This is a genomic window from Haloarcula laminariae, assembly GCF_025457605.1.
Classification (GTDB): domain Archaea; phylum Halobacteriota; class Halobacteria; order Halobacteriales; family Haloarculaceae; genus Haloarcula; species Haloarcula laminariae.
In genome coordinates this window covers 937,711-964,216 of the sequence record NZ_JAMZFY010000002.1, presented here as the reverse complement: position 1 = coordinate 964,216, position 26,506 = coordinate 937,711, and the positions used below count along the sequence as shown (strand labels likewise).

Genomic DNA, 26,506 nt, shown 5'->3' with positions numbered 1-26,506 from the left:
TCAGGACCGCCTGACTTTCTCGACCCGCGTCGCGAGCGCCAGGAAGGTGGCGAGAAGCGTCAACACGACCGCCCAGCCCGCCGCGAGGTCGTGGGCGGGGACGGTGTGGTCGAAGGTCAGCGGACCGACGAGCGGTTCGGCGCGCAGCCAGGTGTGATGCGGGCCGCCCAGGACCGGGACGAAGTAGTCCACGACGTCGTTGAAGCCGTACCAGAAGGCGGCCGCTGCGACTGCCGGGACCGAAAACGACGCGTAGCGGTGGATGAGAAACGCCTCGACGGCCATCGCCAGATGGGAGAGAATCAGGAACCAGTAGAGCCAGACCGGGATATCCCCCGGGCCGTTGATGACCAGCTGGACGTAGGGGGTCCAGAGGCCGAGCTTGATACAGCCGAAGAAGGCCAGCGCGTGGAGCCACTGGAGGTCCCAGTCGAGCTTCCACGCCGCAAAGGAGAGGCCGATGAACAGCGTCGCGACCGGCGAGTCCGGAATCAGCGGATACGCGAGCGGCGTGGCGGCGCCCAGCTGCCCGCCCAGCAGCGGCGGCGAGAGGTTCAGCGGCCGGCCGGCGTAGTACCAGAAGCCAAACAGCGTCCCGACGAGGTTGACGATTGCGATGGGCCAGGCCAGTCGCAGGCCGATGTTTTCGAGCCACTCGGGCAGCGGCGCGACGTAGGCCGGGAGCCCCTCCGATTCGGGCAGCGGTGCGTCGAAGTACCGGGCGACGAGCGACTCGATTCGCTCACCGGTCCGGCCCAGAACCGACATATCTCCCTGTGTGAGTTCCCGCGGTAAACCGATAGCGGTCCAGCGGTCGCCGCGTCGACTGCACTCGCATCGGATGCGCGCACGTCGGACCCCGTATGGGTATCCGTTGTCGCCAAGGACACGGGTTAAGTTAATCCAGTCCTAAGCTCGGCGTAATGCCTGAAGCTACCGATCTGGAGGACCTCCGCCGCGGCACTGACCTGGTCAAGCGCGGCTTCGCGAAGATGCAGAAGGGCGGCGTCATCATGGACGTCGTCACGCCCGAGCAGGCCCGCATCGCCGAGGACGTCGGCGCGGTGGCCGTGATGAACCTCGAAGCGGTGCCGGCGGACATCCGGAAGCGGGGCGGCGTCGCGCGGATGGCCGACCCGGCCTCGCTGGAGGCGGTCATCGACGAGGTCTCCATCCCGGTGATGGGCAAGGCCCGCATCGGCCACCGGAAGGAGGCCGAGATTCTCGAAGCGGCGGGCGCGGACATGCTCGACGAGAGCGAGGTCCTGACGCCGGCCGACGACCGCTACCACATCGACAAGCGCGAGTTCACCGCGCCGTTCGTCTGTGGCGCGCGCAACCTCCAGGAGGCGCTGCGCCGCATCGACGAGGGCGCGGCGATGATTCGGACCAAGGGCGAGGCCGGCACCGGCGACGTGAACCAGGCCGTCCACCACCAGCGCAACATCAAGGGGTCGATTCGCAAGCTCGAAGGGATGAGCCACGAGGAGCGCGAGAAGTGGGCCCGCGAGCATGAGGCGCCCGCGGACCTCGTCCACGAGACCGCCGACATGGGCCGCCTGCCGGTCGTGAACTTCGCCGCCGGCGGCATCGCGACGCCGGCCGACGCCGCCCTGATGATGCACCACGGCTGTGACGGCATCTTCGTCGGCTCGGGCATCTTCGGCGCCGAGGACCCCGAGGCGATGGGCACCGCCATCGTCGAGGCCGTCAACAACTGGGACGACGCCGAGAAACTGACCGAGATATCCAAGAACGTCGGCAAGGGGATGAAAGGCGACGCGAACGCAGACCTCCCCGAGGAAGAGAAGCTTCAGGGCCGCGGCGTCTGAGACCGGTCTCCCCGCCTAGCCAAAGACGAAGAACCAAGTCAGTCGACGAGTGACTGGGAGTGTGCAGCAGACGGAAACCGCCGCGACCGACGCGAACAAGGGACTTTTGGACCTCGTACGGACGTTCCAGGAGATACTGGAGGGGCTTGCCGCGTCACAGGGCCGGGTCGTCGCGACGGCCCTGCTGGTGGCCGTTCTGGTTCTCACCGTCGTCGTCATCCCGGCAGTTCTCTCGCGGCTCCGCGCCGCCGCGACCGACCGGATGGGGGACGGCAACTGGCTCCAGGCGGTCGCGGCGTACACGCCGACGACGTTTCGCGGGCTGTTGCTGCGGACGGCCCAGCTTACCGTACTGTCGGTCGTCGTCGTCTCGTTTCTCGTCGTCTGGGGAGTCGCGGACGTAGCGGCGACGCTCCGGCCGTTCCTGGAGAACCGCGACCCGACGCTCGTCCCGACGATACAGACTATCGTTCTCATCATGCTGGCGTTCGTCGCGTCGGACCAGCTCCAGCGGTGGATAGAGCGCTTTAGCACCGCCCTCTCGGATTTCACCGACCATCAGGAGGAGATACTCCTCCGGGTGGGACAGGTCACCATCTTCGTCACCATCGGTGCGACCATCTTCGCGGTGTGGCAGATAAACGTCGGCGGCCTGCTCGTCGGGGCCGGCTTCCTGGGTATCGTCGTCGGCCTCGCGGCCCGCCAGACGCTGGGGTCGCTCATCGCCGGCTTCGTGTTGATGTTCTCCCGACCCTTCACCATCGGTGACTGGGTCGTCATCGGCGACCAGGAGGGCATCGTCACGGACATCACCATCTTCAACACGCGTCTGGAGAACTTCGACGGGGAGTTCGTCGTGCTGCCGAACGACAGGGTGAGCGACAGCGCCATCACCAACCGGAGCCGGAAGGGGCTCCTGCGACTGACCCTCGACGTCGGCGTCGACTACGACACCGACGTCGATACCGCGAAAGAACTGGCCCGCGAGGCGATGGTCGGCGTCGGCGACGTGGTCGACTCCCCGCCGCCACAGGTCATTCCCAAGTCCTTCGGCGACTCCGCCGTGGTGCTTGAGCTTCGGTTCTGGATCGACCACCCGACGCCGCCCCGGAAGTGGCGGGCCGTCTCGGCAGTGGTGCGGTCGGTCAAGGCGGCGTTCGACGAGGAGGGCATCGACATCCCCTTCCCACAGCGCACGCTCACGATGCGCGACGAGCAGGCCAGCAGCGAGGCCGCGGGCGGCATCCGGACCGAAGACTAGTACCGAACCGGGCGAGAGGAGCCCGCTACCGCCCGTCTCCGTGAGCGGAACGCCACACCGGTCCCGGCCGAGATATCGGTCGTGACGCCCGGGAGCCTGAACCGGCAAGCCCCGTTCCCGTATCGCGGTTACGACCCTGACTACGGGCGCAAGTGGCTGTCGAAGCTATTATCCCCAGGCGCACGTACGGGGAGATATGAGCACGCCGCCGGGGGAGTACTACACAGACGAACGCTGGCAGAACTGGCTCGACCGCATCGAAAACGAGGGGATCGACCCCGAAGACGAGGACTCGGCGCGCCTCCTGTTGAACCTGCAGGACGACGCCGCCATCGCGGTCGCGAAGATACTCACCGACTACGACGACGGCGAACTGGACGAGGAGGCGGCGCTGTCGGAGCTGTCGGGGGTCCGCGAGATAGTCCTCGACGAGATAGAGATGGACGACGAGGAGACGCTGATGCTCATCGACGGCGTCCAGACCTCGCTGGTCTGTGTCTTCTACGCCGCCGAGGAGTACACCGCCGAGGGGGTCGCCGACGAGGCGACCGTCACCGACTACGTCGGGGCGGCCGCCGACGCCGAGGCCGAGGAGGACCTCGACGCGGCGCTCGGCTACTGCGTCCAGGCCGGGACGCGCGTCATCGACGGCGACGAACTGCCCATGGAGGTCGTCGAGGACCTCGAATACGGGCTCGTCTCGGAGTGGGTCAACGGGCTGGACAGCCTCCAGACGGCCCTGTCGGACCCGGAAGTCGTCGAAGAGGACGACGAGTAACCCGGCGGGTAGGTTTTTACGTACCAGTACGTAAGTAGTCGGCATGGAATTGGTCGGGGACCGGCGAGGGCAATCTATCCAGATCGGCGCCGTACTGCTGTTTGGCGTCCTCATCATCGCCTTCTCCAGCTACCAGGCCTTCGTCGTCCCCGACCAGAACCGCGAGGTGGAGTTCAATCACAACCAGGAGGTCCAGTCCGATATGCAGGACCTCCGCAACGCCATCGTCTCCGTCCCCGGCTCGACCAGTTCGCGGGCGGTTTCCGTGAGCCTCGCGACCCGGTACCCGAGCCGATTGGTCGCGAGAAACCCCGGGCCCCCGTCGGGGTCGGTGCGGACCAACGGGACGACCGACATGCGGTACAACATCACGGTCCGGAACGCGGCCGCGGCGGGGGAGACCGGGGACGTCTGGAACGGAACGGCGAGGCCCTACAACACCGGCACTATCGCCTACAGCCCGAACTACAACGTCTACAGCAACCCGCCGACGACCTACTACGGCCACTCGGTCGCGTACAACCAGTTCCCGACCGCCAACCTCACGCTCTCCGAACAGACGATGGTCAACGGGAGAGATATCACCCTCGTCGCTCTCAACGGGTCGTTGCGCCGTAGCTCGGGCGGCTCCACCACCGTCGACGTCCGGCCGGTGAGCCGGTCGAACGACCCCATCATCGTGAGCAACGACGCGTCGACCAGCAACGTCTCGGTCTCGGTGCCAACGCGGCTCCCCGAGTCGAAGTGGAAGGAGCTGCTCGCAGACGAAATCGACAGTAATCCGGGCGACCTCAGCAACGACAGATACGTCGCCGACGTCACCGCGACCGACGGCCCCGGTCCGTACTACAACCTCACGATAACGTTCGAGCGGGGCGCGGACTACCGCCTCCGGATGGCCAAGGCCGGCGTCGGGGACGGCGTCTCCAGCGAGGAGGCGGCGTATCTGACTGACGTGGGCGGCGACGGGTCGGTCGCGAAAGGGGACAGCGCCGACCTGGTCCTCGAAGTCCGCGACGAGTACAACAACCCCGTCCAGGGCGTGACCGTCCATGGCGGCGTCGACCCCGGCAGCGACGGGTCACTGACGGACTCCGAGAAGGTCTCGGGGAGCGACGGCCGGGTGACCTTCGAGTACACGACCACACAGAGCGCGAGTACGGGCATCCAGAATATCAATTTCAGCTACCGCGGGCTGGGCGACGGCTTCAGCGCGTCGGAGCCCGAGAACGTCACGATGGACGTGCGAGTGACGGCGAACGGCGGCGGCGGTGGCAGCGTGAACGGGTTTTCCTCGACGAGCGTCAGCAACCTCGAAGCGGACAGCAGCGGGCTCAACCAGACCGTCTCGTTCTCACCGGCGGACCAGTCTATCGGCGCCGGTGAAACGGTCTACATCAATTTCGACGACGCCCAGCAGTCGACGGTGAACTACGAGAACTACGAGATAGCGGACCTCCCGGCGGGCGTCAGTGTCGAGGACAGCAACGTCGACACTGGTACTGGCACGTTTACCGTGACGCTCTCGGCTGACAATCCGATTGCGACAGCGGACACTGTCTCGTTTACCGTCGTCGGTGTCGATACCGGGAGCCAGGCCGGCCCGCTGGACGTCGATTTCGTCAGAGAGGACACCGGTGACAGTGAGACGGCGTCGTTCAACGTGGGCGGCGGCGGTGGCGGGAAAGCCGGTGACAGCGTGGTCTCGACGGGGAGCAAGACGTACGACGGGGACAAGGGCTTCCAGTTCACGATAGAGAACCGGAACAGCCGGTCGGTAACGATTACCAACATCAGCGTCTCGGTGGGCGATAGTTCGGTCGCCTCCCTGTTCGAGCAGAACGGCGGGGAGTACGACCCGTATCAACACGAGGTGTGGATCGATTCGAGCTCGGGCTCCGATGGCGTCGTCGAGATGTCCGGTGAACCGTATTACGACGAGGACAGTACTGAGATGCCACTAGACACGGTCCAGGAACTGAACGAAAACGCGGTCGTGAACTCGGGGAATCTCGCCACGGTGTACATGTACCAGTTCTACAAGAACAACAAAGCGAAGAGCGTCGCTGGCAAGGACGTGACCGTCGAACTCGGGTTCCAGGACGGCTCGACGGGGACGTACGAGTTCACCAGCGTCGACAGTACGTAATCTATGCAGTCGTGGTCCACAGCCACGACAGCTCAAGCGGCGCTGTCCACCGAGTCGACGGGACCTCGGTCTCCCGCTGCTCGAACGGCCGCCGAGCGACGCCGGCGACGAGCAGGTGCCGCCCGGTCTGTCGCATCACCGCGCTCCAGGGCTGTCCCTGGTGGGGGAAGCGGAGCGGCGTCCACGCGTCCGGGTCCGCGGCGCCCAGTGTCACGTCGGCGGCCGCCTCGGAGATGTCCGTCCGGTCCAGGAGCCGCTCGTACACGTCGCTGGCGGCCGCCGCGGACTCGTAGCGCTGGACGAAGATGGGCTGTGAGGTCAGTTCCGCGCTGTAGTAGCCGCTGTCGGGCCGGTCCCACTCGTTGACGAGGACGTAACAGCGGTCGACCCGGCCGGCGGACACGCTGAGTTCGCTGACGGCGTCCTGTAGCCGTATGCCGCCGGCGTCGCCGGTCGACCCGTCGATGGTAGCCAGCGGTTCGCCGTCGTACAGCTCGTCGCGGCGGGCCCCGCCGACGCTGTCGCCGTAGACGAACGCTCGGTGGGTGTCACCGGACCGTCCCCAGTACTCCACCTCGAACAGCGCCGGCGTGTTCGTCGGAGCCGGTGCGCTGAGATAGCCGGCGAGTCGATTGCGGACCGGGTCGTCCGAGAGCGAGTCGTCGACGTACGCCGCGCTCGACAGCGCCTCGTAGTGTTCGTACAGCCTGACCAGCCCCGCGACGACCATCGCGATGTCGCCACGGCGGTTGAACTCCGCGATGGTGTCCACCGTCGCCGTCGCGAACGACTCCTCCGCCGCGAGGCCGGTGAAATGCGGGTCCAGCTCCGCCGAGAAGGTGTCGACGAACGCGTCGGTCCGGGCCCGGATATCGGCGACGGCGCTCGCCGAAAGCGGCGTCTCGTCGGTCACCTCGTCGGTGGGGTCTTGCCACGCGACGTCGACGTAGCGCCAGCGCCGCTGGCCCTCGTCCCACCAGATGTCGTACGGCCAGCCGCGGTCGAGCCGCGGTCGGTCGGTCTCCCCGTCGAGCCGTTCGACGACGGTGTCGGACAGCTGGATGGTCGCGCCGTGGTCACTGACGGCCGCGAGTACGTCGTCGGCCGAGTCCCGGAGGGCGGCGATAGCGTCGTCGTACTCGCCCGCGAACCACGACAGTTCGTCCATCACGTCCTCGGTGCGCCGCGACAGCGCGGAGGGCGTCCCGTCGCCGGCGGTACCGGATTCGCCGTCGTTCGTCTGTCGGGCGGCCTCCGACGTCGTCGGCTGCTGCTCGGAGACCTCGGACTGTGCGAGCGTCGAGTGTCGCGCCGCGCCGACGGCGCCGAGTCCGACGCTGGCGCCGAGCAATCCGAGCACGGTTCGGCGGCTGTATCCCATCTATCGGTCACCTCCCTCGCCGCTTAAGTGGTCGCTAGGTCCGGGCGCAGTCATAAACATGTTCCTGTGGTTTCCGGTCGCAGCACGCATCACAACCATCGAATCACCAGTAGTGCGGCACCGGTCAGAGTCACGGCCGCGCCGACGCCGCCGAGGAGCCACGGGAAGCCCCCGCCACCGGCGTCAGCGGGCGGTGGGGTCGACTGTGGGCCGTCCACGGCCGTCGCTGAGGTCGAGGTCGGCGTCTGCGTCGGCGTCGGTGTGGCCGGCGCCGTCGGGTCCTCGTACTCGACCGTGCTCTGCTGGCTGGTGTCCTGGGACTCGAAACGAACGTCGATGGCGGTCTGTTCCATCCGCACCGAGTGGTTGACTCGCCGCGACTCGCCGGTGTCGAGGTCGAAAATACCTCTGACGGGGTTCGTCCCGGTGGCGGTGATGGTCACGTCCGCTGTCCCGGCTTCCTCGCCGGTGTTGGTGACCGTCCCGGTGATTCTCACGGTCTCGTTTCGCTGTGCCGACGGGGGCACGTCGAGGTCCGTCTCGAAGTACGGGCCCTGCACGGCGTCGACGTTCGCGAACTCAGCGTCCGAAGACCCGACGGTCGTTTGCCCCCGTTCGACCCGAACCGTGGCGGCCTCGCCGACGGTGCGGTCACTGAGGTCGAACGTCGCGTTGAACGTCCCGTCGGCGTTGACCGTTATCTCCCGCTGGGCGAGGAAGCTGGGGTCCTCGTCGGGGAGCGCGTCCGACGGCGGGGCCAGTCGAACGCCGAGGGTCACCGATGTCCCGGGGGCCAGGTTCGTGTCCCCGGAGACCCGCGCGTTCCGGGTCGGTTCGAGGGCCACCGTCCCGTCGTCGACTGCATCGAACGTCAGGGTGGTCGACTCGAAGGAGACGGTCCGCCGTTCGGTCACGTTCTCGGTGATTACGCTGTCGTAGTACGGGAACGTGGGGTCGGTCGCGTCGCCGCCCTTGCCCCCCTGTGGGCCCTGTCCGCTGAACTTGAATCGGCCGCCCGCGATGTAACTCAACGCGGCGTCGTACTGCTCGTCGTCGGTGATCGAGCCGTCGTAGGCCGTCGACCCGGTGTCGACGACCGCGTACAGGGTCCCCGGGTCGCCCTCAGCCGTCTGTTGGTCCAGGAGGAAGTAGGCGTCCTGATTCTCCCCGTCTTCGAGTGCCAACCGGTCGCGTGGCCCGTTGAGCGGGTTCTCGCCGAGCAGCGTGAAATTGACGCCCTCGCCCTCCCAGTCGGTCCCCTCGGAGTCGATTGCGAGTTCGGCGAACACGTCGACGCCGTACCCTTCGGACAGCCCGGTGTCGATGCTGTGTCTGTTCTGTGCGTAGTCGATAGCGGCGAGCGCGCCCGCGATGCCGGTCGTGTTGAATCGGAAAACGAGACGGTCGCCGATAGCGGCAGCGTCTCTGGATGTGAGGTTGGCTTCCAGTTCGTCTATCGACCGCTGACTGTCGGCCTCCTTCTCGGGCGCGACGTACGTGTTAGACTCCCGAACCGTCGGTTGGACGAGGTCCAGTTCGGTCTCGCCGAGCGGCCGGTCGACGGCCGCTTCGCCGTCGTCGACCGTGAACCGCCCCCGTCGGTCAGCAACGAGTTCGTACGTCGTCGTCGCAAGCGGACTGGATAGCTGGTTGGTCGGCGTGGCGCCGTTGACCGCCTGCGTGTACTGGCTGAACGTCACTTCGTTGGAACTGTTGGCCGTCTCGGCGTCGTAGAACTTGGCGTCGCCGACTTTGGTCCCGCTGACCGACGGAATCGTCTCGTGGTGGATGTAGCTCTGGACCGTGTCGTTGGAGTGATAGACCACCTCGGCGTCGCCCTCGCTGATGCCGCTCAGCTCCGAGTGGTCAGTTCCCATGAGGCGGGTGTTCGCGTAGAAGGTGACCCGCCCGTCCCCGTCGTCGTCTTCCACGTAGAGTACGTCCACGAACTCGGAGTTTCTGTCCCGTAGCTGCACCCAGGTCTGGTCCGTCGAACCGAGGTCGACGGTAAAGGCGGCGACGTCCCCGGCGGCCCGCGTGTACAGCGGCTTTTCGAAGTCGGCCTCGGCGCCGCCGATGGTAATCGCGGCCGTGTCCTCGGTCGTCGCGTCGGTGACCGCGATGTCGAACTGGTACTCGCCGTCGCTCGGGAGCGTCTCGTTGGCCTCCAGGTTCGAGAAGTTCGCGATTATCTCCCCGTCCTGCCGGAAGTTCGTCGACGTGCTCAAGTTCAGCGTGATGTACCCAGCCGAGCGCATGTCGTCCAGCCCGTCGCCGTCGTCGGGGTCGAAGCCAAGCTTCTCCAGCGGGAGATGACTCCGGTCGGTCACCTCGGTGAGGTCCGTCCCGGAATGCACAAACAGGGCCCGGAGCTGCTCGTAGTCGAACCCGTCCGCGCGTATCGTCACGTTGTACTCGCCGGCGCCGCGGTTGCTCTCGACGGTTTCGAGCGCGACCGACTCGCTGTCGGTCGCAATCGAGTCCCGCTCCCACTCAAGGTCGAGGGTCTGGGGTTCCAGCGTGAAGTTGACCGCGCCGCTGTTGAGTTCGTTGTCGTCGTTGAGCGCGTAGGCTTGCCGGCCGTCGGTTTCGAGCTCCTCCGTCTCCAGGTTGATGTAGCCGCTGCTGTTGACTGTCAGGACCCGCGCGGTGCGGTTGACGCTGTCCGTCCCCTCGTCGACCTCCAGCAGATACACCGTGTCACCGCTCTGTGCGGTGAACTCGCCGCCCGAGCCCTGTGTGACGTCGACAGTGAACTCCTGGCCGTACCAGTTCGGTCCGGCCGTCAGCACGGACGTGTTCCCCGCGGTCTGTATCGCGCTTGCGCTTCCGGCCAGCGGCCCCGCCATCGCGACGAGCGAACACACGAGCAGCATCGTCAGGAAGACACTTCGACACTTCCGGGACCGAGCTGTCATCGGTATCGCCCCTGGCCGGGCGTGTCCCCGCCTGGCCCGGCGTGCGTTCTATCCACTGGGTTGCTCACGTGCATCCTTGCTAGTTCCACCACAGTTCCGGGGTCGTCCCGTCCCACAACCGGCTGTTGCGTGGTGCGTTGATGGCTATAACCTTAGCGTGAGTCGATATGAAAGCACCGGCTATGTTCAGCGATTGTAAGCGCTGTGTCAGGCCGTCCGTCGCCTGCCGCGTTCGGTCGCACGCCAGTTCGACGTTCATCGAACTAGTGGTCGACAGCCATATATACGTGCGAACTGACCCTCCGGCAATGACTGCAGTCGGCATCGACGCGATGGAAATCTGGACTGGAAAGCTCAAACTGGACCTCGCCGAGACGTTCGCGCCGGCTCAGGGCGACGACCCCGGCAAGTACACGAAGGGGCTGGGACTGCACGCCTCCTCGTTCCCGGACGTCCACGAGGACATCGTGACCATGGCGGCCAACGCCGCCCACCGGCTGATGGACCGCAAGGGCCTCGAACCCGAGGACATCGGCCGCATCGACGTGGCCACGGAGTCCTCTTTCGACAACTCAAAGCCCGTCTCGACCTACGTCGCTGGCTGTCTGGAGAAGGTCTACGACGGCGACTTCCACCACGCCAACAAGGGCGAGCGGAAGTTCGCCTGTATCTCCGGCACCCAGAGCTTAGACGACGCGTACAACTGGATTCGGGCCGGTCGCAACCGGGACCGGGCGGCCATCGTCATCGCGACGGACACGGCGCTGTACGCGCGTGACGACCCCGGCGAGGCCACCCAGGGCGCCGGCGCGGTGGCGATGCTCGTCGACGAGGACCCCGACCTCGTCGAACTCTCGACCGAACAGGGCTTCGGGAGCGCCGACGAGACGGACTTCCTCAAGCCGAACCAGCAGTTCCCCTCCGTCGACGGGAAACGGTCGGTGAACGTCTACCTCGCGCGGATGCGCGAGGCGCTGGACGACTTCGCGTCGGTTTCGGGCGACATCCACCCCGACGACTACCCGCTCATCCCGTTCCACACCCCGTTCCCGGGGATGGTCCGGAAGGCCGCGGCGCTTGGCTACCGCCACATCACCCGCGATACGGAGATAGAGGACGAACTCGCCGAGGAAATCGGCTACCAGCCCGTTCCCGACGCCTACGACTCCGACGAGGCCTTCTACGAGGCCATCCGGGAGTACACCGGCGCGCTGACCGAGACCGAGCGCTACCAGGAGTGGTACGCCGAGACCATCGACCCGACGCTGGAAATCTCACGCCACGTCGGCAACTGGTACACGGGTTCGGTCCACATCGCCCGCGCCGCCGGGCTGAAACACGCCCGCGAGAACGGTCGCGACCTCGACGGGAAGCAGCTGCTGGTGGCCTCCTACGGCTCGGGCGCCCAGGCCGAGGTCCACGCCGAGACCGTCGTCGAGGGCTGGGAAGACGAAATCGCCCAGCTCAATGTCGACGAGCAGATTCGCCAGCGCTACGAGATGTCCTTCGAGGAGTACGAGCAGATTCACGACGTCCACAACCACGACGCCGAGGCCGACGCCGAGGCCTTCACCGAGCCGAGCGAGGAGTTCGTCTTCGACGGCTGGGGCCGGATGGGCGAGCGGACGTACACGTACGTCTCGTAGGCGATACCGAGCGAGCGGCGACGGCGCGAATACGCCGAACTCGACCACAGAGAGTCGACCGTCCGGCGTCGATGCCGGAGAGACGCGGCCTACGGGAGCCCGCGCAGCCCGTCCAGCACGGTTTCGAGGTCCGCGTCGGTCACCGCCAGTGAGACGTCGTCGATGCGAGCCAACTCCGGGGCGTACTCCCAGATGTCGTCGCCGTCGAGCCCGTGCAAAACGACGGCGCTGGGGGTCGGCGAGAGCACCCGCATCGCCACCAGGGGCGACTCGCCGCGGGTGACGCCGGTGAAGACGAGCGCCCTGTTGGTCGACTGCCCGTAGAGCTGGTGGAACTGGTCGGAGGAGAGCCGGGTGATGGCCGCAAGCGAGTTGATGACGGTGTGGCCGGCGACGGTGTCGGCGCCGCCGCGGTGGAGCTCCTCGGCGTCGATGGCGTCGTACACCCGCTCGACGCCGACGGTCGCCGGGTACTCCCGGAGGTCGTGTACCACCTCGCTGTCGAAGCCCGACGAGAGGACGCGGGCGTACTGCCGGATGCGGTCGCCGCCGCGGTCCTCGTCGATGTCCAGCAAGGCGTCGACCAGCCGGCGGACGACGCCGATGCCGGGGTTGTCACGGCGGCCGCTCTCGTAGTCCGAGACGACCGACGGCGAGACGTCCAGCCGCTCGGCCAGCGCCGTCTGTGCGACGTCGAAGTCCGTCCGCCACTTCCGGAGGGTCGCTCCCGGGTCGTCGCTGAGCGCGACCTCGCCGGCTATCTTTTCGGCGAGTTCGTCGCGGACACCGCGTGCCATTACCTGACGGGAAAGGTGGTCGCGGACAAAAGGGTACCGGAGCGGCGTGGCGGTGTCAGGCCGTAATCCGCTGGTCGACGACGACGGCGTCAGTGGGCGTGTGGACGACGCGGACGACGAGCCGGTCGCCGCTGTCGACGCGACAGACCCGCGTCGCGAGCCGGAACTGAGCGGTCTCGCCGGCGGACCACTCGCCGTCGTCGTCCACGTCGCCGGTGCCGATGGGCCCTTCCACCGAGTCCGCCGAGTTGTCGAAGATGTCGTCGCCGCGGACGTATCTGCTGGTGGGCCGCGGGTCGTCCCCCTCGGCCGGCAGGTTCACCAGCCGACCGGTCTGCCCGCAGGCGTCGCTCGCGTCGACGACGAGTTCGATATCGGCGACGGTCAGGGTGTCCCCGCCCTCGTGGGTGAGCCGGACGACCTGCTCGGTGTAGCGCCCGCCGCCGGCGGCGTAGCGGTCGTAGGTCCCGCTGGACTGGGCGACGGTCGGCGCGGGGGTGGCGAGCCCGTCAGCGAACCCCAGCGCCGTGGCCGATGCGGTGGCGGCCAGCAGGAGCGCGAGGCCGACGAGCACGACGCTCCCGACGACGGGCGAGACCGCTCGGTCGTCCGGTGGGTCCACTCGTTGCACGACCGGCGCTGGCCTCGCCTTCGGATAAAAACGGTCGGACGGCCGGCAGTGTCAGTCGTCGGCCAGCACCGCCCCGGCGACGGCCCCGACCGCCCCGAAGACGACCGGGTAGACGACGCCCGCGAGCACGACGGCGGTCAGCAGGGTCGGCGACCCGCCGCTGCTCTCACCGAGGCTGATGGCAAACACCAGCGCGCCGACGACCGAAAGCGGGAGATAGCCCAGCGCGACCGCGGGCCCGACCTTGAGCGCGTCCGCCGTCTCAGTCACGCCGTTCAGGCGCGCCGTCGCGAGCCCGGCGGCGGTCAGGAGCGCCGGCGGGAGCAGGTACAGAACCGGGGACAGCGAGTCGCTCTCAGTGATGAAGTTCACCGCGTCGGTCCCGCCGAACAGCGGGATATCGACGGTGAGCGTCGTCGTGACGAACTGGGCGTTGAAGAAGAGCCAGCCGACGATTTTCCAGTCGGCGCCCTCGTCACCGAAGGCCTCGGCGACCCCGGTCAGCAGGGAGTCACGGACCGTCGAGATGGTCAATGCGTATATCAGTACGTAGGAGAGCGCGAACGCGGCGACGCCCGCGATTGCGGCGGTACCGTAGCGACGACTGTTCAGGGTCATAGCGGATTGGACCCGGAGCGGCACCGGGATAGGTCTTCGGGCCGGCGGCTCCGGCCGCCTACCCGTGAGTGTTGCTCCGCAACCCCTAAACGACGGTCGCGCCAACCACGGACCAATGGACTGGACCGAGAAGTACCGCCCGAGCACGCTCTCGGAGGTACGGGGGAACAACAAGGCCCGCGACAGCCTGAAGGAGTGGGCCGACACGTGGGACGACCACCGCGAGGCCGTCATCCTCCACGGCACGCCGGGGGTGGGCAAGACCTCCGCGGCCCACGCGCTCGCCAGCGACATGGACTGGCCGACCATCGAGCTGAACGCCAGCGACACCCGGACGAAAGACATCATCGAGCAGGTGGCCGGCGAGGCCGCCAAATCGGGGACGCTCACCGCCGGCGGGGCGGGCCGTCGACTCGTCATCATGGACGAGGCCGACAACATCCACGGGAACTCCGACCGCGGCGGGGCCCGCGCCATCGGTTCGCTGGTCAAGGAGGCTGGCCAGCCGATGATACTCATCGCCAACGAGTACTACGAGATGTCGAACAGCCTCCGGAACAACTGCCAGGACATCGAGTTCTCCGCGGTCCAGAAGCGCTCTATCGTGCCGGTACTGCGGGACATCTGCCGGAAGGAGGGCATCGAGTACACCGACGCCGCAATCGAGGACATCGCCGAGCAGAACAGCGGCGACCTGCGGGGCGCTATCAAGGACCTCCAGACGACGGCGGAGGGCCGGGACCGCATCGAGGCCGACGACTACGTCTCGGGCGAGCGGGACACGTCGTCGGGCATCTTCGAGTACCTCGACGTCGTCCTCAAGGAGGGCACCGCCGAGGAGGCCCTGAAGGGGAGCTACGACGTCGACGAGACCCCCGACGACCTCATCAACTGGATAGAGGACAACATGCCCAAGGACTACGAGGGCGCCGAACTCGCGCGGGCCTACCGGTCGCTCTCGGACGCCGACCGCTGGCTCGGGCGCGTGCGTGCGAGTCAGAACTACTCCTTCTGGCGCTACGCCGGCGACGCGATGACCGCCGGGGTGGCGGCCGCCCGCGACGGCGAGAAGGGCGGCTGGACCCGCTACGGGCCGCCGAGTTACTGGTCGAAGCTGGGCCGGTCGAAGGGGGCGCGCAACACGCGGGACTACGTCGCCCGGAAGATAGCGGCCATCGACGGCGTCTCGATGCGCACGGCCCGCCGGGAGATAATGCCCTTCCTCGCGACGATGACTCACCACTGTACCAACCGCGAGCTGACGGTGGCGATGGCCGCGACCTACGAACTGGAGGCCGACCACGTCTCCTTTATCACCGGCTCGGGCGAGTCGACGAACAAAGTCCAGTCCATCGTCGAGGACGCCGAGCGCCTGCGGGAGGAAGCGGCCGTCGAACACTCGGGCGGGGCCTTCGAGGGCGCAGTGGCGGACGGGGCCGACGATGGCGAGGCGGACACCGACGCGTCGGACGACGACCCGCAGGCGACGCTCGATGGGGACGACACGGCGGGCGACGACCCGGCGGAGACGCCCGACAGCGACAGCGCCGACGAGGACGACCAGCAGTCGGGCCTCTCGGATTTCATGTAGCTCGGGACTACCGAGTCCCGCCCAGTCCCGGAATCGCCGTCCGCTCCTCGACGACCCCCATCAACACTGAGGCCGAGACGACAAGCGCCAGGTAAAACAGCGCCGCGAGCACGTACAGCTCCGTGTACCGGAACGTGTCGTTGGCGATGGACTCGGCCTGGAAGAACAGCTCCCGGACGGTGATGAACGCCGCCAGCGAGGAGTACTTGATGAGGTAGACGAACTCGTTCGACCACGAGGGGATAGCGTACCGAAGCCCCTGCGGGAGGACGACGAACCGGATGCCCTCGAGCTTCGTGAGGCCGAGCGAGCGGGCCGCGGTGAGCTGTCCGGCGTCGACCGATTCGAGCGCCGAGCGGATGTACTCGGCCTGGTAGGCCGCGCTGTTGAGCGTGAACCCGAGGATGGCGACCAGGGCGGCCGTCCCGGGGACAAAGCCCGTCCCGACGCCGGGGAGCTCGCGGAGGATACCGGTCAGCGGGAGCCCGAAGTACAGCACGAACAGCTGGGCCAGCAGCGGCGTCCCCCGGACGAGCTCGGTGTAGGAGAGCGACAGCCACCTGAGGAGGCGGCCGCCGTACACCCGGGCGACCGAGAGCGGCACCGCCAGCAGGAAGCCGAGCGTGATGCCGGCGACGGTGAGAATCACGGTGAGCCACGCCCCCCGGGCCAGGGCGGGGAGCGAGGGGATGGCGCCGGCCACGAACGAGAGGAGGCCGGCGGCCACGTCAAGCGGCGCGCCGACGACGCCGGCAGACGCGGCCACACTCGAAAGCGAGTCGGCCGCCGACTCGAACGGGGAGACGGGGAAAAACGAGCGGTCCTGGGGGACGGCGACGCCGGCCGGAAGCAGGTAGTCGTTCGCCAGCCGGACCGCGAGCCAGCCCCAGAACAGCGCGAGTCCCGCGAGGGCGACCGGCCGGTCGACGTCGACCGTCGTCCGCATCTGGTCGCCGAGCGTCTGGTCTTCGGTACTCATCGCTCTGGGTTCGACTCGAGGCCGCTGAGGAACGACGCGGTTCGGTCGTGTTCCGGGCGGTCGAACAGCTGGTCCGGGGGGCCGGACTCGACGATTCGGCCGCTGTCGAGGAAGTGGATGTCGTCGGCGGCCGAGCGAGCGAACCCCGTCTCGTGGCTGACGACGAGCATGGTCATCCCCTGCTCCGCGAGGTCGCGCATCACGCTGACGACCTCCCCGACGAGTTCGGGGTCGAGCGCGCTGGTCGGCTCGTCGAACAGCATCAGGTCGGGCTCCATCGCGAGCGCGCGGGCGATGCCGACGCGCTGTTTCTGGCCCCCGGAGAGCTCGGCGGGGTAGGAGCCGCCCTGGTCAGCCAGCCCGACCTGTTCGAGCCGGTGTGTGGCCGCCTCGACGGCGTCGTCCTCGGCCATCCCGCGGACGCGCTTGAGCCCGAGCGTGACGTTCTCCAGGGCCGTGAGATGGGCAAAGAGGTTGAAATCCTGGAACACCATGCCGACCCGCTGTCGGAGGTCGTTGACATCCGTCCCCGCGTCGGTGACGTGCGTGTCGCCGAGCCAGATGTCGCCGCTGTCGATTTCGGCCAGTCTGTTGATACAGCGCAACATCGTGGACTTCCCGCTTCCGCTCGGCCCCATCAACACGTCGACGTCGCCGCGGTCCATCTCGAAGCTGACGCCGCGCAGTACCTCCTCGTCGCCGTAGGACTTGTGTACGTCCTCTACTCGTAGCAGTGTCATCTGTCCTCTCCGGTCGGAATCGCGTAGTAGTCGGCCAGCCGGTCCAGCCCGCGGTTGGTCGCGAACGTCAACACGAAGTAGATAGCGCTGATGACGAGTATCACTTCGAGGACGGCGGTCGACCCGCCCGACTGCGTGAACAGGTCGTACCCCCGCGTCAGCAGCTCCGCGAGCCCGATCGCGAACGCGATGCTGGTGTCTTTCAGGACGATGGTGAACTCGTTCTGGAACCCGGGCATGCTGCGCCGGAGCGCCTGTGGGACGGCCACGTGACGGATGGCCTCGAAGCGGCTCATCCCGACCGCGCGGGCCGCCTCTACCTGCCCGTCGTCGACGCTCTGGAGTGCCCCCCGGAACAGCTGGGACTGGTACGCCGCGCTCCGGAGCCCCAGGCCGACAGTGGCGGTGACGAACGCCGACTCCGAGATGGAGACGACGAAGTAGAGCACCAGCATGATGACGACAATCGGTGTCCCCCTGAGCACGACGCCGGCGGTCTGTACCGCCCAGCGCGACACCCCGCCGCCGTACACTTCGAGGGCGCCCGCGGGGAAGCCGAGCAGGAACCCAAGCGAGAGGGCCGCCACTGTCAGTCCGACCGTGACCACCACGCCGGACAGCAGGTAGTTCAGATTGCCGAGGACGAACGCCCAGTCGCCAGCCTGCATCATCGGTCTACTCGCCGAACCAGGTCTGGGTCAGTTCCTCGTACGTGCCCGACTCCCGGACCGTCGAGAGCCCGTCGTTGAGCGCCGTCTGTCTCGCCTCGTCGCCGTCGCGGACGCCGAAGCCGAACTTCTCGCCGGTCTCGTGGACGAACGCCGACTCGACAGGTCGGTCGGCGGTGAGCGTCTCGGCGACCGGGACGTCGATGACGACGGCGTCGACGTTGCCGTTCTGGAGGTCCTGGATGGCCAGGACGTAGTTGTCGTAGGCGTTGTACTGGTCCTGGGTAATCTCGTCGCCGACGAGTTCGTCCTGCACGACGCCCTCGCCCGTGGTCCCCTTCTGGGCCCCGACGGGTCGGTCGGACAGGTCCGAGAGGCTACCCGGCGAGAAGTCCCCGTCGGTGCGGACGACGATGGCCTGGTTCGAGGAGTAGTACGGGTCGCTGAAGTCGATGGTCTCGTCGCGGTCATCGTTGATGGTCATCCCGGCCGCGATGACGTCGATGTTCTCGTTGACGAGCGCGGGCGTGAGCGAGTCGAACTCGTACTCCTCCCAGCCGTCGAACTCGTAGTCGGTCTGCTCAACTACGGCCTCCAGCAGGTCGACGTCGAAGCCCACGATTTCGCCGTCCTGTTTCATCTCGAAGGGCGGGAAGCTGGGCGCGGTTCCGGCGGTGATGGTCTGTGCGCTGTCGCCGTCGTCGCCGGAACAGCCGGCCACCGAAAGCGTGACCGCGGTTCCGCCGACGGTCGTCAGATACTGTCGACGCGAGAGCTCACTCTCAAACATACCCGTCAATCGGGGTATGCCGAAATGAGTGTTACGAACCAGCTAACGCGTGTAGTAAGTTGGCCAACTCGACGGGGTCAGTCCGAACCCGGCGTCGCGTCGGTGTCGGTCCCCGCCGCGGCATCGGCGGCGGCCGTCGCGGGGGCGGCAAACGACCACGCGGTCGCGGCGACCATCGCGGTCAGGATAGTCAGCGCGGCGGCGTGGTGAAGCACCTGCGCGAGAGCGCCGAAGTTGATGATCGTGTTCGCGCCCAGCAGTATCTGGACCGGCAGCACCACCGTCGCGACGGCGGTGGCGTACTTGATTCGCGACGAGTACTCGCCCCGCCAGGCGGCGACAGCCGAGCCGATGATGGCGAAACCGGTTATCATCGCGACGAGGCGGTGGAACCACTCGACGAAGCTCGCCCAGTTGGCCGGGAACAGCCCCATCCAGCCGTCGCACAGCGGCCAGCGCGCGCCACAGGTCAGACCGGCACCGATGGCCCCGGTGTACACACCGAGCAGGATGAGCAGGAAGGTCAGCGCCGTCGTCCCCGTGAGCAGCTGGCGGAAACGGGTGGTCATAGCTAGCGATGCGAACTGGATGTACTTATGCCCCGCTCTTTGCGGTCGCTGCGACCGGCGTCGTGGCTCCGCGCCGTGAGATGAACGCTCGAACTGTCCGCGGTTTCGCCGCCCGACCCCCGGTACAGCCGCGAGAGGACAGGAACTCACACCCGAGTCAGGGTACCTTTATACGCACGCCTGACAGCTATTCGCTATGGGACTCGACGAGGACGCGCTTGAGTATCACAGCCAGGACCCCCCCGGCAAGATTGAGATAGCCACGACGAAACCGACAAACACCCAGCGGGACCTCTCGCTCGCGTACTCGCCCGGCGTGGCCGCGCCGTGTGAGGAGATCGCCGCGGACATCGAGGAGACCTTCCGCTACACCGCGAAGGGGAACCTCGTCGGCGTCGTCTCCGACGGGTCGGCGGTCCTGGGGCTGGGCGACATCGGCCCCGAGGCCTCGAAACCCGTAATGGAGGGCAAAGGCGTCCTGTTCAAGCGGTTCGCCGACATCGACGTCTTCGACATCGAACTCGACACCGACGAGGACGTGGACGTGATGGTCAACGCCATCCGGGCGATGGAACCGACCTTCGGCGGAATCAACCTCGAAGACATCGCGGCCCCGGAGTGTTTCGAGGTGGAGCGCCGGCTCCGCGAGACCATGGACATCCCCGTCTTCCACGACGACCAGCACGGCACCGCCATCATCTCCGGGGCGGCACTGGTCAACGCCGCCGACATCGCCGACAAGGAGCTCGCCGACCTCGACATCGTCTTCTCGGGCGCGGGGGCCAGCGCCATCGCGACCGCGGAGTTCTACGTCTCGCTCGGCGCACAGCGGGAGAACATCACGATGTGTGACTCCTCGGGCATCATCACCGAGGACCGAGCGAACCACGAGGACCTCAACGAGTTCAAGGCGGCCTTCGCCCGCGACGGACCCGAGGGCGACCTGTCCGACGCGATGGCCGGCGCGGACGTCTTCGTCGGGCTCTCGGTGGGCGGCATCGTCGACGAGACGATGGTCCAGTCGATGGCCGAGGACCCCATCATCTTCGCGATGGCCAACCCCGACCCCGAAATCGACTACGAGACCGCCAAGCACGCCCGCGACGACGCGGTCATCATGGCCACCGGCCGTTCGGACTACCCCAACCAGGTCAACAACGTCCTCGGCTTCCCGTTCATCTTCCGTGGTGCCCTCGACGTGCGCGCCACCGAAATCAACGAGGCGATGAAGGTGGCGGCGGCGGAGGCGCTGGCGGAGCTGGCACGCAAGGACGTCCCCGACGCCGTCGTCAAGGCCTACGGCGACCAGCCCCTGCAGTTCGGTCCCGAGTACATCATCCCGAAACCGCTGGACCCGCGGGTCCTCTTCGAGGTGACGCCCGCCGTCGCACAGGCCGCGATGGAGAGTGGTGCGGCCCGTACCCAGCTCGACACCGACAGCTACGTCGAGGAGCTGGAGGCCCGGCTGGGCAAGTCCCGTGAGATGATGCGGGTCGTCCTGAACAAGGCAAAGAGCGACCCCAAGCGCGTGGTGCTGAGCGAGGGCGACGACGAGAAGATGATTCGGGCGGCCTACCAGCTCGTCGAGCAGGGCATCGCCGAGCCGGTCCTGCTCGGTGACGCCGAGAAGATTGAGGCCACGCGCCGCCGCTTCGGCCTGGAGTTCGACCCGGTCGTCGTCGACCCCGAGACGGCCGACATCGACGCCTACGCCGACCGGCTCTACGAGCTTCGCAAGCGCAAGGGCGTCACCCGCCGCGAGGCCGAGGAGTTGTGCCGGGACGGCAACTACCTGGGCAGCGTGATGGTCGAGATGGGGGACGCCGACGCGATGCTCACCGGTCTGACCAACCACTACCCGCGGGCGCTGCGCCCGCCGCTGCAGGTCATCGGCACCACCGAGGACGCCGACTACGCCGCCGGCGTCTACATGCTGACGTTCAAGAACCAGGTCATCTTCTGCGCGGACACGACGGTCAATCAGGACCCGGACGCCGACGTGCTCGCGGAGGTGACCCGCCACACCGCCGAGCTCGCTCGCCGGTTCAACGTCGAGCCGCGGGCGGCGATGCTCTCGTACTCGAACTTCGGCAGCGTCGACAACGCCGGGACCCGCAAGCCGCGCGACGCCGTCTCCCAGCTGCAGGCCGACGACCGCGTCGACTTCCCCGTCGACGGGGAGATGCAGGCCGACACCGCCGTCGTCGAGGACATCCTCACCGGGACCTACGAGTTCTCGGAACTCGAAGACCCCGCGAACGTCCTCGTCTTCCCGAACCTCGAATCCGGCAACATCGGCTACAAGCTCCTCCAGCGGCTCGGCGGCGCGGAGGCCATCGGGCCGATGCTCGTCGGGATGGACAAACCCGTCCACGTCCTCCAGCGCGGCGACGAGGTCAAGGACATCGTCAACCTGGCCGGCGTCGCCGTGGTCGACGCACAGCAGGAGTAGCGTCGGCGCCGCCGAAGGGACTCAGTTTCTTCGTCCGCCCCCGGTGGGCGGGTTCAGAAAGAGGGCGTCGGTGACGACGGCCGCACCCAGCAGCGCCCCGACGGCGAGGGCAGTCCGCATCGTCACGCCGAGAAGCCCGCTCGCGACGGCCGTAAGCAGGAACGCCACCGGGATGACGGCCAGCACGAGGTCGTACCGGGAGACCGACCCCGGCCGGAGGAGACGGTTCCAGGACTGTCCGTCTGGGCCGTGCGTTTGGCGTCCAGTGTTCATGTCACTGTCACCTCTCGTTCGAGTGTATGTATCCCCCCCCCCCCCCACTTAAAATTTGCCTGAGTGACGTTGGGGGAACGTTGAACGAACGTTATCAGAACCGCGAGAGAATCGCGTTGTAACTATGCCATAACTTATGAGTGGCTACTACGGCCGGAGTTATCGATACCGACACTGCCCGGTCGAGTGAGAGACGGTGAGGGAAAACGGGGCGCGGGGGAGCGTCAGTCTATCGCCTCGCCGCGGTCGGCACGCGACGGCGGGGGGACCCGCTCGTCGCTACTCGCGGACTCCGTCCGGAGACAGCGGTCCGCCTCGGTGTTGACGTGGTCGTACTGGTCGGGCGCGTTGGCGAGCGGGTGGGCGGGGTTCCGGTCGCCGGAGATGCGTGCGGCCCTGACCTCGTCGAAGCCGTTGATGCGGGCCTGGATGCCCCGCCAGTGCAGCCCCGTCGCCGGCGGCACGCTGACGCCGTGTGGCGGGTCGTAGGCCGAGCCGTGTGTCGCGAGCGACTCGGCGTTTACGTTCTCCGCCAACTGGTCGTGGTCGATAAGCAGCCCCACGCGCGCGTCGTCGGGCGCTCGCGTGGCGAGGACGTCCAGCCCCAGGTGGAGCGCGCGATACTCCGCGACGTTGTTGTCGGGGGCGCTGTCCGGAACCGAGAGCCGGACCACGCGCTCGCCGTCGAGCGTCTCGATGACGACGCCCAGCCCGCCGGACTCGGTCGGTGTCCGGTCGCCGTTTACCGGCCCGCCGCTGTGGGGTCGGAACGAGCCGTCGGTAGCGATGTAGAAGTCCCGATGGTGGCTACGAGGCGGGTGAGCGATATGCGGAGTGGGTGACTCATCGAACAGGTCTCGTAACGTCGGCCGGCCATAAGCGGCCATGGGACAGGTAGGACAAGCGGGATATTAAATATGTGGTCCGAAATTCCGGGAAAACCGACACACCGCCGGCTCGCTACCGCTCCCGGCGACGGTCCCCGACTAGTCTCTGGCGTAGGAGTGGCCGACGAGCAGGGACACGGCGTTGGCGAGCAACAGCGCCCCGAACGCTGTCCGGACGGCCGAGGACTGCAGCCCGGTCGCGAGCAGCGGCAGGTAGAGGAACGGGAGGGCGACTGCCGTCCAGAACGCGACCCCGCGGATGGGGGTCACGATCGACCGCCCGACACTGGGGACCGCGTCGTCGACGGTGGCGAACAGTTCGTTGACTGACGAACTTGGCATTGTGTTACTTGTCACTACGTACAGAGGTCATCATCTTATAACCGCGAGAGGTTTCGGTATGTTTCACCCCGTTTCACGGCCCTAGAAGACGCCTTGCGAACGTTTTACAACCGCTTCAGAGGCGCCGAGAGCTTTTATCCGTCTTCCTGGCCCCGTCACGCGTGTACGGGCAAAACTACGTAGCACTGGGGTCGTCTCCGGAGACTATGGACCCAGCAGCGAGACGTCTATCTCGCCGTCGACATCGGGGAGGGTGACCGACTCGGCGACGTGGTCGAGCAGCGCCGACCGCCAGTCGTCGACCCGCTCCTCGTGGTACTCGCGGTGGCGGTCGACCGAGTAGTCGAGGTCCGCCCGCGAGCGGAGTTCGTCGGCCGTCTCGTCCGGTGTCGGGTAGGGCGGCGCGTCGTCGTCGAGAAACGCCCGCGGCGGGACGTTGATTGTCCCCTCGTCGTCTGCCGTCCGGACGACGTGCAGGCGGGCACGCATCCGGCCGCTGAACGGCGGGGTAACGCGAAGCACGGTCCGGGGACCCCCGCGAGCGTCGGCCTCCATCGCCGCGAGCAGGTCCTCCGCGCTGACAGCGAGCGAGCGAAGCACCGACGGGTCGGTAGTCATCACCGAAACCCAGGGACGCACGATACAAAGACGGAACGACTGTCGGTCGAAACGCGGTGACCTGAGCAATCAGCGCTGATAATCTCGTGCGTGGGTTTATCATGGTGGCTGGGAAACACTCCGAAACGTGTCCGCGGTGACCGAGAGGAGGTAAACGGTGCAAACAACAGCAACAGAGGAAACGACCGTTCTCGTCGTCGACGACGAGCGGGACGTCGCCGAGCTGTACGCGACCTGGCTCGGGACGGACCACGACGTGCGGAGTGCCAACGGCGGGCAGGAGGCACTGGACCGCGTCGACGGCGTCGATGTCGTGTTTCTGGACCGTCAGATGCCGGCGATGTCCGGCGACGAAGTACTCGACGAAATCGAGGCGCGGGGAGTCGACTGCCGCGTGGTTATGGTCACAGCGGTCGACCCGGGCTTCGACATCGTCGAGATGCCCTTCGACGACTACCTGACGAAACCGGTAGACCGGAACGATTTGCTAGAGACGGTCGAGGCGATGCGGACCCGGGACACCTACGACGAACACCTCCAGGAGTACTTCGCGATGGCCTCGAAGAAAGCCACGCTCGAATCCGAGAAGAACCCGGTCGAACTCGACGCACACGAGGAGTACCGCGAGGTGAGCGAGCGGGTCGAGGCCCTCCGGGAGCGGGCCGACTCCGCCGTCGACGAACTCGACGATTTCGAGTCGGCGTTCAGGGACTTCCCGGGCGGATAACACCGGTCGCGAAGCGTCTCGGCGTCCGCGTCGCTCTGTCTGCCGCACCGGCGACGACAGCCAGTCTCGGAGAGGGTTTCTCGTGAGGAAGCGGTATCTGCCCGTCCGGCCGTGTCACCGAGCTCAGAGCGTCACGAGGACTTTGATCGCTTCCCGTTCGTCCATCGCCTGGTACCCCTCCGGAACGCCGTCGAGGTCGACGGTCTTGGTGAATATCGGTGACGGGTCCAGCGTCCCTTGCAACACGTCGGCGAGCAGTTCCTCCGCGTAGGCCCGAACCGGTGCGACGCCGCCCCGGAGCGTGCGGTTCTGCCGGAAGAGTCCGAAGACGTCGATACCCGACTCGTCGACCCCGTGGGGGACGCCGACGTAGCCGACGGTGCCGCCGGGACGACAGACGTCGATGGCGGTGTCCATCGCCGACGCGGCGCCCACGCACTCTATGACGTGGTTCGCCCCGCCGTGGGTGAGTTCCGTCGCGCGCTCGACCGCTTCCTCGCCGCGGGCGGCGACGGTCTCGGTCGCGCCGAACTGCTCGGCTATTTCCAGTCGGTCCTCGTGGTGGCCCATCGCGATGATGCGCTCGGCGCCCAGCCGCCGGGCCGCGAGCACGCCACACAGCCCGACCGCGCCGTCACCGACGACGATACAGGTGTCGCCCTCGCCGACGCCCGCACTGACAGCGGCGTGGTGGCCCGTCCCCAGCACGTCGGTCAGGGGCAGAATCGACCTGAGCGTCTCCTCGTCGTCGGCGTGCCGGTCGGGCACTCTGACGAGCGTCCCGTCGGCCTGTGTCGCCCGGATGTACTCGCCCTGGCAGCCGCCGTTCTCGCCGCCCCAGGAGTCGCCGTTGACACAGGAGGTGTGCAGCCCCTTCCGGCAGAACTCGCAGTGGCCACAGCTGATGACGAAGGGGGCGAAGACGCGGTCGCCGGGCTCGACCGAGGTGACGTCCTCGCCGACCGCCTCGACGATGCCCATCGGTTCGTGGCCGACGCGGGACCCCTCCTCGCGGTCGCTCTCGCCGCGGTAGAACCACAGGTCCGAGCCACAGATGGCCGTGTGTGTGACCCGGACGATGGCGTCGGTGGGGGAGTCGAGAGTCGGCTTCGGGACCTCCTCGATTGCGATGTCGCCGGGGCCGTTGTAGATTGCAGCGCGCATACGCCCTGATTGGACCGGGGCCCTGAAATCCGTTCGCCCCACGGCGAGGGGGACGGGAGTGCCGGACGGCCGGCAGTATAAGTTCCTCCGGGCGAATCTCCCGGTATGGACGCGCGAGCCACCATCCACGAGTACTACGACTCGCTGCGCCACGGGGCACCGCTCGATACCTTCTTCGCCGACGACCGTCCCGGGGACGACGCCATCGTGAAGGTCGGCATCAGCGAGCGGCTGGTCGGCTCCGACCGCGTCCGGGCGGGACTGCGCGACCAGACCGCCTCGACGAGCGACTGGTCCGTCGACAGCCGCGACCTGCGCGTCACCCAGCGTGACTCGGTCGCGTGGTTCAGCGACGACGTGGCGATGGCCTGGACCGACGGGGGCGAGCGCCACGAGTTCGACAGCCGCTGGAGCGGCGTCCTGGAACGCCGCGACGGGGACTGGGCCTTCGTCGGGATGCACGTCAGCGCCGCGACCGAACTGTAGCGACACCGGCCGGGAAAAGAGGGGACCCGGAGCCGAGCGGACCGGCCTGGTCCCCCGGCGGCGGGGTCTGGTCGTAGGGAGTTGGGCCACAACTGCCCCGGAGCCGACGGTAGGGCGTATCTACCTGTGGTGTATCACTGACTACTCCCGTCGAACTGGTATGTACATTGTCCGTAACTAATCGATGCCGGGTCGTAGCGAGGCCAGAC

The 26,506-nt window shown here is 67.2% G+C and carries 25 protein-coding genes; 9 read left to right on the top strand and 16 right to left on the bottom strand.

What is annotated here, in order from left to right:
• Entirely contained in the window at positions 1 to 768 is a 768-nt protein-coding gene (locus NJQ98_RS16610; protein WP_262180702.1) for a DUF1405 domain-containing protein, read from the bottom strand.
• A gap of 155 nt (positions 769 to 923) precedes the next feature.
• Here NJQ98_RS16610 and pdxS point away from each other — a divergent pair, with 155 nt between their 5' ends.
• The 4 genes from pdxS (at position 924) to NJQ98_RS16590 (ending at position 6,020) form a co-directional block, all read left to right on the top strand.
• Positions 924 to 1,832 (top strand): pyridoxal 5'-phosphate synthase lyase subunit PdxS, encoded by a 909-nt coding sequence (gene pdxS, locus NJQ98_RS16605; protein ID WP_262180700.1) that lies wholly within the window; start codon positions 924 to 926, stop codon positions 1,830 to 1,832.
• Between the two features lie 61 nt (positions 1,833 to 1,893).
• Complete coding sequence (locus tag NJQ98_RS16600) at positions 1,894 to 3,093, top strand: mechanosensitive ion channel family protein (protein ID WP_262180698.1); 1,200 nt, start codon at positions 1,894 to 1,896, stop codon at positions 3,091 to 3,093.
• Positions 3,094 to 3,289: 196 nt separating this feature from the next.
• The gene (locus NJQ98_RS16595; protein WP_262180697.1) at positions 3,290 to 3,871 is read left to right on the top strand and encodes a DUF2150 family protein; all 582 of its coding nucleotides are present in this window, start codon (positions 3,290 to 3,292) and stop codon (positions 3,869 to 3,871) included.
• A 43-nt stretch (positions 3,872 to 3,914) separates the two neighbouring features.
• Positions 3,915 to 6,020, top strand: coding sequence for an Ig-like domain-containing protein (locus NJQ98_RS16590; protein WP_262180695.1), 2,106 nt, complete (start codon positions 3,915 to 3,917; stop codon positions 6,018 to 6,020).
• A 1-nt stretch (position 6,021) separates the two neighbouring features.
• On the opposite strand, the gene NJQ98_RS16585 is transcribed toward NJQ98_RS16590, so the two are convergent.
• On the bottom strand, positions 6,022 to 7,401 hold the full coding sequence (locus NJQ98_RS16585) for a hypothetical protein (protein ID WP_262180693.1): 1,380 nt from the start codon (positions 7,399 to 7,401) through the stop codon (positions 6,022 to 6,024).
• Positions 7,402 to 7,490: 89 nt separating this feature from the next.
• Positions 7,491 to 10,319: a BGTF surface domain-containing protein gene (locus tag NJQ98_RS16580; protein ID WP_262180691.1), complete on the bottom strand. Its 2,829-nt coding sequence runs from the start codon at positions 10,317 to 10,319 to the stop codon at positions 7,491 to 7,493.
• A 308-nt stretch (positions 10,320 to 10,627) separates the two neighbouring features.
• Here NJQ98_RS16580 and hmgB point away from each other — a divergent pair, with 308 nt between their 5' ends.
• Positions 10,628 to 11,965, top strand: a complete 1,338-nt coding sequence (hmgB, locus tag NJQ98_RS16575; RefSeq protein ID WP_262180690.1) for a hydroxymethylglutaryl-CoA synthase — start codon at positions 10,628 to 10,630, stop codon at positions 11,963 to 11,965.
• Positions 11,966 to 12,054: 89 nt separating this feature from the next.
• Here hmgB and NJQ98_RS16570 read toward each other — a convergent pair whose 3' ends face one another.
• Genes NJQ98_RS16570 through NJQ98_RS16560 form a run of 3 tightly spaced genes read right to left on the bottom strand, consistent with a single transcriptional unit; the run spans position 12,055 to position 14,011 of the window.
• A complete protein-coding gene (locus NJQ98_RS16570) occupies positions 12,055 to 12,762 on the bottom strand; it encodes a helix-turn-helix domain-containing protein (protein ID WP_262180688.1) in 708 nt (235 codons plus the stop codon).
• Between the two features lie 55 nt (positions 12,763 to 12,817).
• Positions 12,818 to 13,393 (bottom strand): archaellin/type IV pilin N-terminal domain-containing protein, encoded by a 576-nt coding sequence (locus tag NJQ98_RS16565; RefSeq protein WP_262180686.1) that lies wholly within the window; start codon positions 13,391 to 13,393, stop codon positions 12,818 to 12,820.
• Between the two features lie 51 nt (positions 13,394 to 13,444).
• Positions 13,445 to 14,011, bottom strand: a complete 567-nt coding sequence (locus NJQ98_RS16560; RefSeq protein WP_262180685.1) for a DUF7978 family protein — start codon at positions 14,009 to 14,011, stop codon at positions 13,445 to 13,447.
• 115 nt (positions 14,012 to 14,126) lie between these two features.
• On the opposite strand from NJQ98_RS16560, the gene NJQ98_RS16555 reads away from it, so the two are divergent.
• Complete coding sequence (locus tag NJQ98_RS16555; protein ID WP_262180683.1) at positions 14,127 to 15,602, top strand: replication factor C large subunit; 1,476 nt, start codon at positions 14,127 to 14,129, stop codon at positions 15,600 to 15,602.
• A 7-nt stretch (positions 15,603 to 15,609) separates the two neighbouring features.
• Here NJQ98_RS16555 and NJQ98_RS16550 read toward each other — a convergent pair whose 3' ends face one another.
• The 5 genes from NJQ98_RS16550 to NJQ98_RS16530 all read right to left on the bottom strand — a co-directional run bounded on the left by NJQ98_RS16550 (position 15,610) and on the right by NJQ98_RS16530 (position 19,348).
• A complete protein-coding gene (locus tag NJQ98_RS16550) occupies positions 15,610 to 16,581 on the bottom strand; it encodes an amino acid ABC transporter permease (RefSeq protein ID WP_262180682.1) in 972 nt (323 codons plus the stop codon).
• Positions 16,578 to 17,321, bottom strand: a complete 744-nt coding sequence (locus NJQ98_RS16545) for an amino acid ABC transporter ATP-binding protein (RefSeq protein WP_262180680.1) — start codon at positions 17,319 to 17,321, stop codon at positions 16,578 to 16,580. Before NJQ98_RS16545 ends, NJQ98_RS16550 begins: the two co-directional genes overlap by 4 nt.
• A complete protein-coding gene (locus NJQ98_RS16540; protein ID WP_431357505.1) occupies positions 17,318 to 17,992 on the bottom strand; it encodes an amino acid ABC transporter permease in 675 nt (224 codons plus the stop codon). Before NJQ98_RS16540 ends, NJQ98_RS16545 begins: the two co-directional genes overlap by 4 nt.
• A 4-nt stretch (positions 17,993 to 17,996) precedes the next feature.
• Positions 17,997 to 18,779: a basic amino acid ABC transporter substrate-binding protein gene (locus tag NJQ98_RS16535; protein ID WP_262180676.1), complete on the bottom strand. Its 783-nt coding sequence runs from the start codon at positions 18,777 to 18,779 to the stop codon at positions 17,997 to 17,999.
• Between the two features lie 77 nt (positions 18,780 to 18,856).
• A complete protein-coding gene (locus NJQ98_RS16530; protein WP_407045726.1) occupies positions 18,857 to 19,348 on the bottom strand; it encodes a COX15/CtaA family protein in 492 nt (163 codons plus the stop codon).
• Positions 19,349 to 19,544: 196 nt separating this feature from the next.
• Between NJQ98_RS16530 and NJQ98_RS16525 the strand changes: the two genes are divergently transcribed.
• The gene (locus NJQ98_RS16525) at positions 19,545 to 21,800 is read left to right on the top strand and encodes an NADP-dependent malic enzyme (protein ID WP_262180673.1); all 2,256 of its coding nucleotides are present in this window, start codon (positions 19,545 to 19,547) and stop codon (positions 21,798 to 21,800) included.
• Positions 21,801 to 21,821: 21 nt separating this feature from the next.
• On the opposite strand, the gene NJQ98_RS16520 is transcribed toward NJQ98_RS16525, so the two are convergent.
• The 4 genes from NJQ98_RS16520 to NJQ98_RS16505 all read right to left on the bottom strand — a co-directional run bounded on the left by NJQ98_RS16520 (position 21,822) and on the right by NJQ98_RS16505 (position 23,920).
• Positions 21,822 to 22,073 carry a DUF8015 family protein gene (locus NJQ98_RS16520; RefSeq protein WP_262180671.1) on the bottom strand — a complete coding sequence of 84 codons (252 nt, stop codon included), beginning with the start codon at positions 22,071 to 22,073 and terminating at the stop codon, positions 21,822 to 21,824.
• A gap of 224 nt (positions 22,074 to 22,297) precedes the next feature.
• Entirely contained in the window at positions 22,298 to 22,960 is a 663-nt protein-coding gene (locus NJQ98_RS16515; protein ID WP_262180670.1) for a ribonuclease H family protein, read from the bottom strand.
• Positions 22,961 to 23,059: 99 nt separating this feature from the next.
• On the bottom strand, positions 23,060 to 23,302 hold the full coding sequence (locus tag NJQ98_RS16510; RefSeq protein WP_262180668.1) for a DUF8028 family protein: 243 nt from the start codon (positions 23,300 to 23,302) through the stop codon (positions 23,060 to 23,062).
• A gap of 204 nt (positions 23,303 to 23,506) precedes the next feature.
• On the bottom strand, positions 23,507 to 23,920 hold the full coding sequence (locus NJQ98_RS16505) for a DUF8009 family protein (protein WP_262180666.1): 414 nt from the start codon (positions 23,918 to 23,920) through the stop codon (positions 23,507 to 23,509).
• A 157-nt stretch (positions 23,921 to 24,077) separates the two neighbouring features.
• Between NJQ98_RS16505 and NJQ98_RS16500 the strand changes: the two genes are divergently transcribed.
• Positions 24,078 to 24,647: a response regulator transcription factor gene (locus NJQ98_RS16500; protein WP_262180665.1), complete on the top strand. Its 570-nt coding sequence runs from the start codon at positions 24,078 to 24,080 to the stop codon at positions 24,645 to 24,647.
• Positions 24,648 to 24,770: 123 nt separating this feature from the next.
• On the opposite strand, the gene NJQ98_RS16495 is transcribed toward NJQ98_RS16500, so the two are convergent.
• Positions 24,771 to 25,811 (bottom strand): zinc-dependent alcohol dehydrogenase family protein, encoded by a 1,041-nt coding sequence (locus NJQ98_RS16495; protein WP_262180663.1) that lies wholly within the window; start codon positions 25,809 to 25,811, stop codon positions 24,771 to 24,773.
• A gap of 105 nt (positions 25,812 to 25,916) precedes the next feature.
• Here NJQ98_RS16495 and NJQ98_RS16490 point away from each other — a divergent pair, with 105 nt between their 5' ends.
• A complete protein-coding gene (locus tag NJQ98_RS16490; protein WP_262180661.1) occupies positions 25,917 to 26,297 on the top strand; it encodes a nuclear transport factor 2 family protein in 381 nt (126 codons plus the stop codon).
• Positions 26,298 to 26,506: the final 209 nt, after the last annotated feature.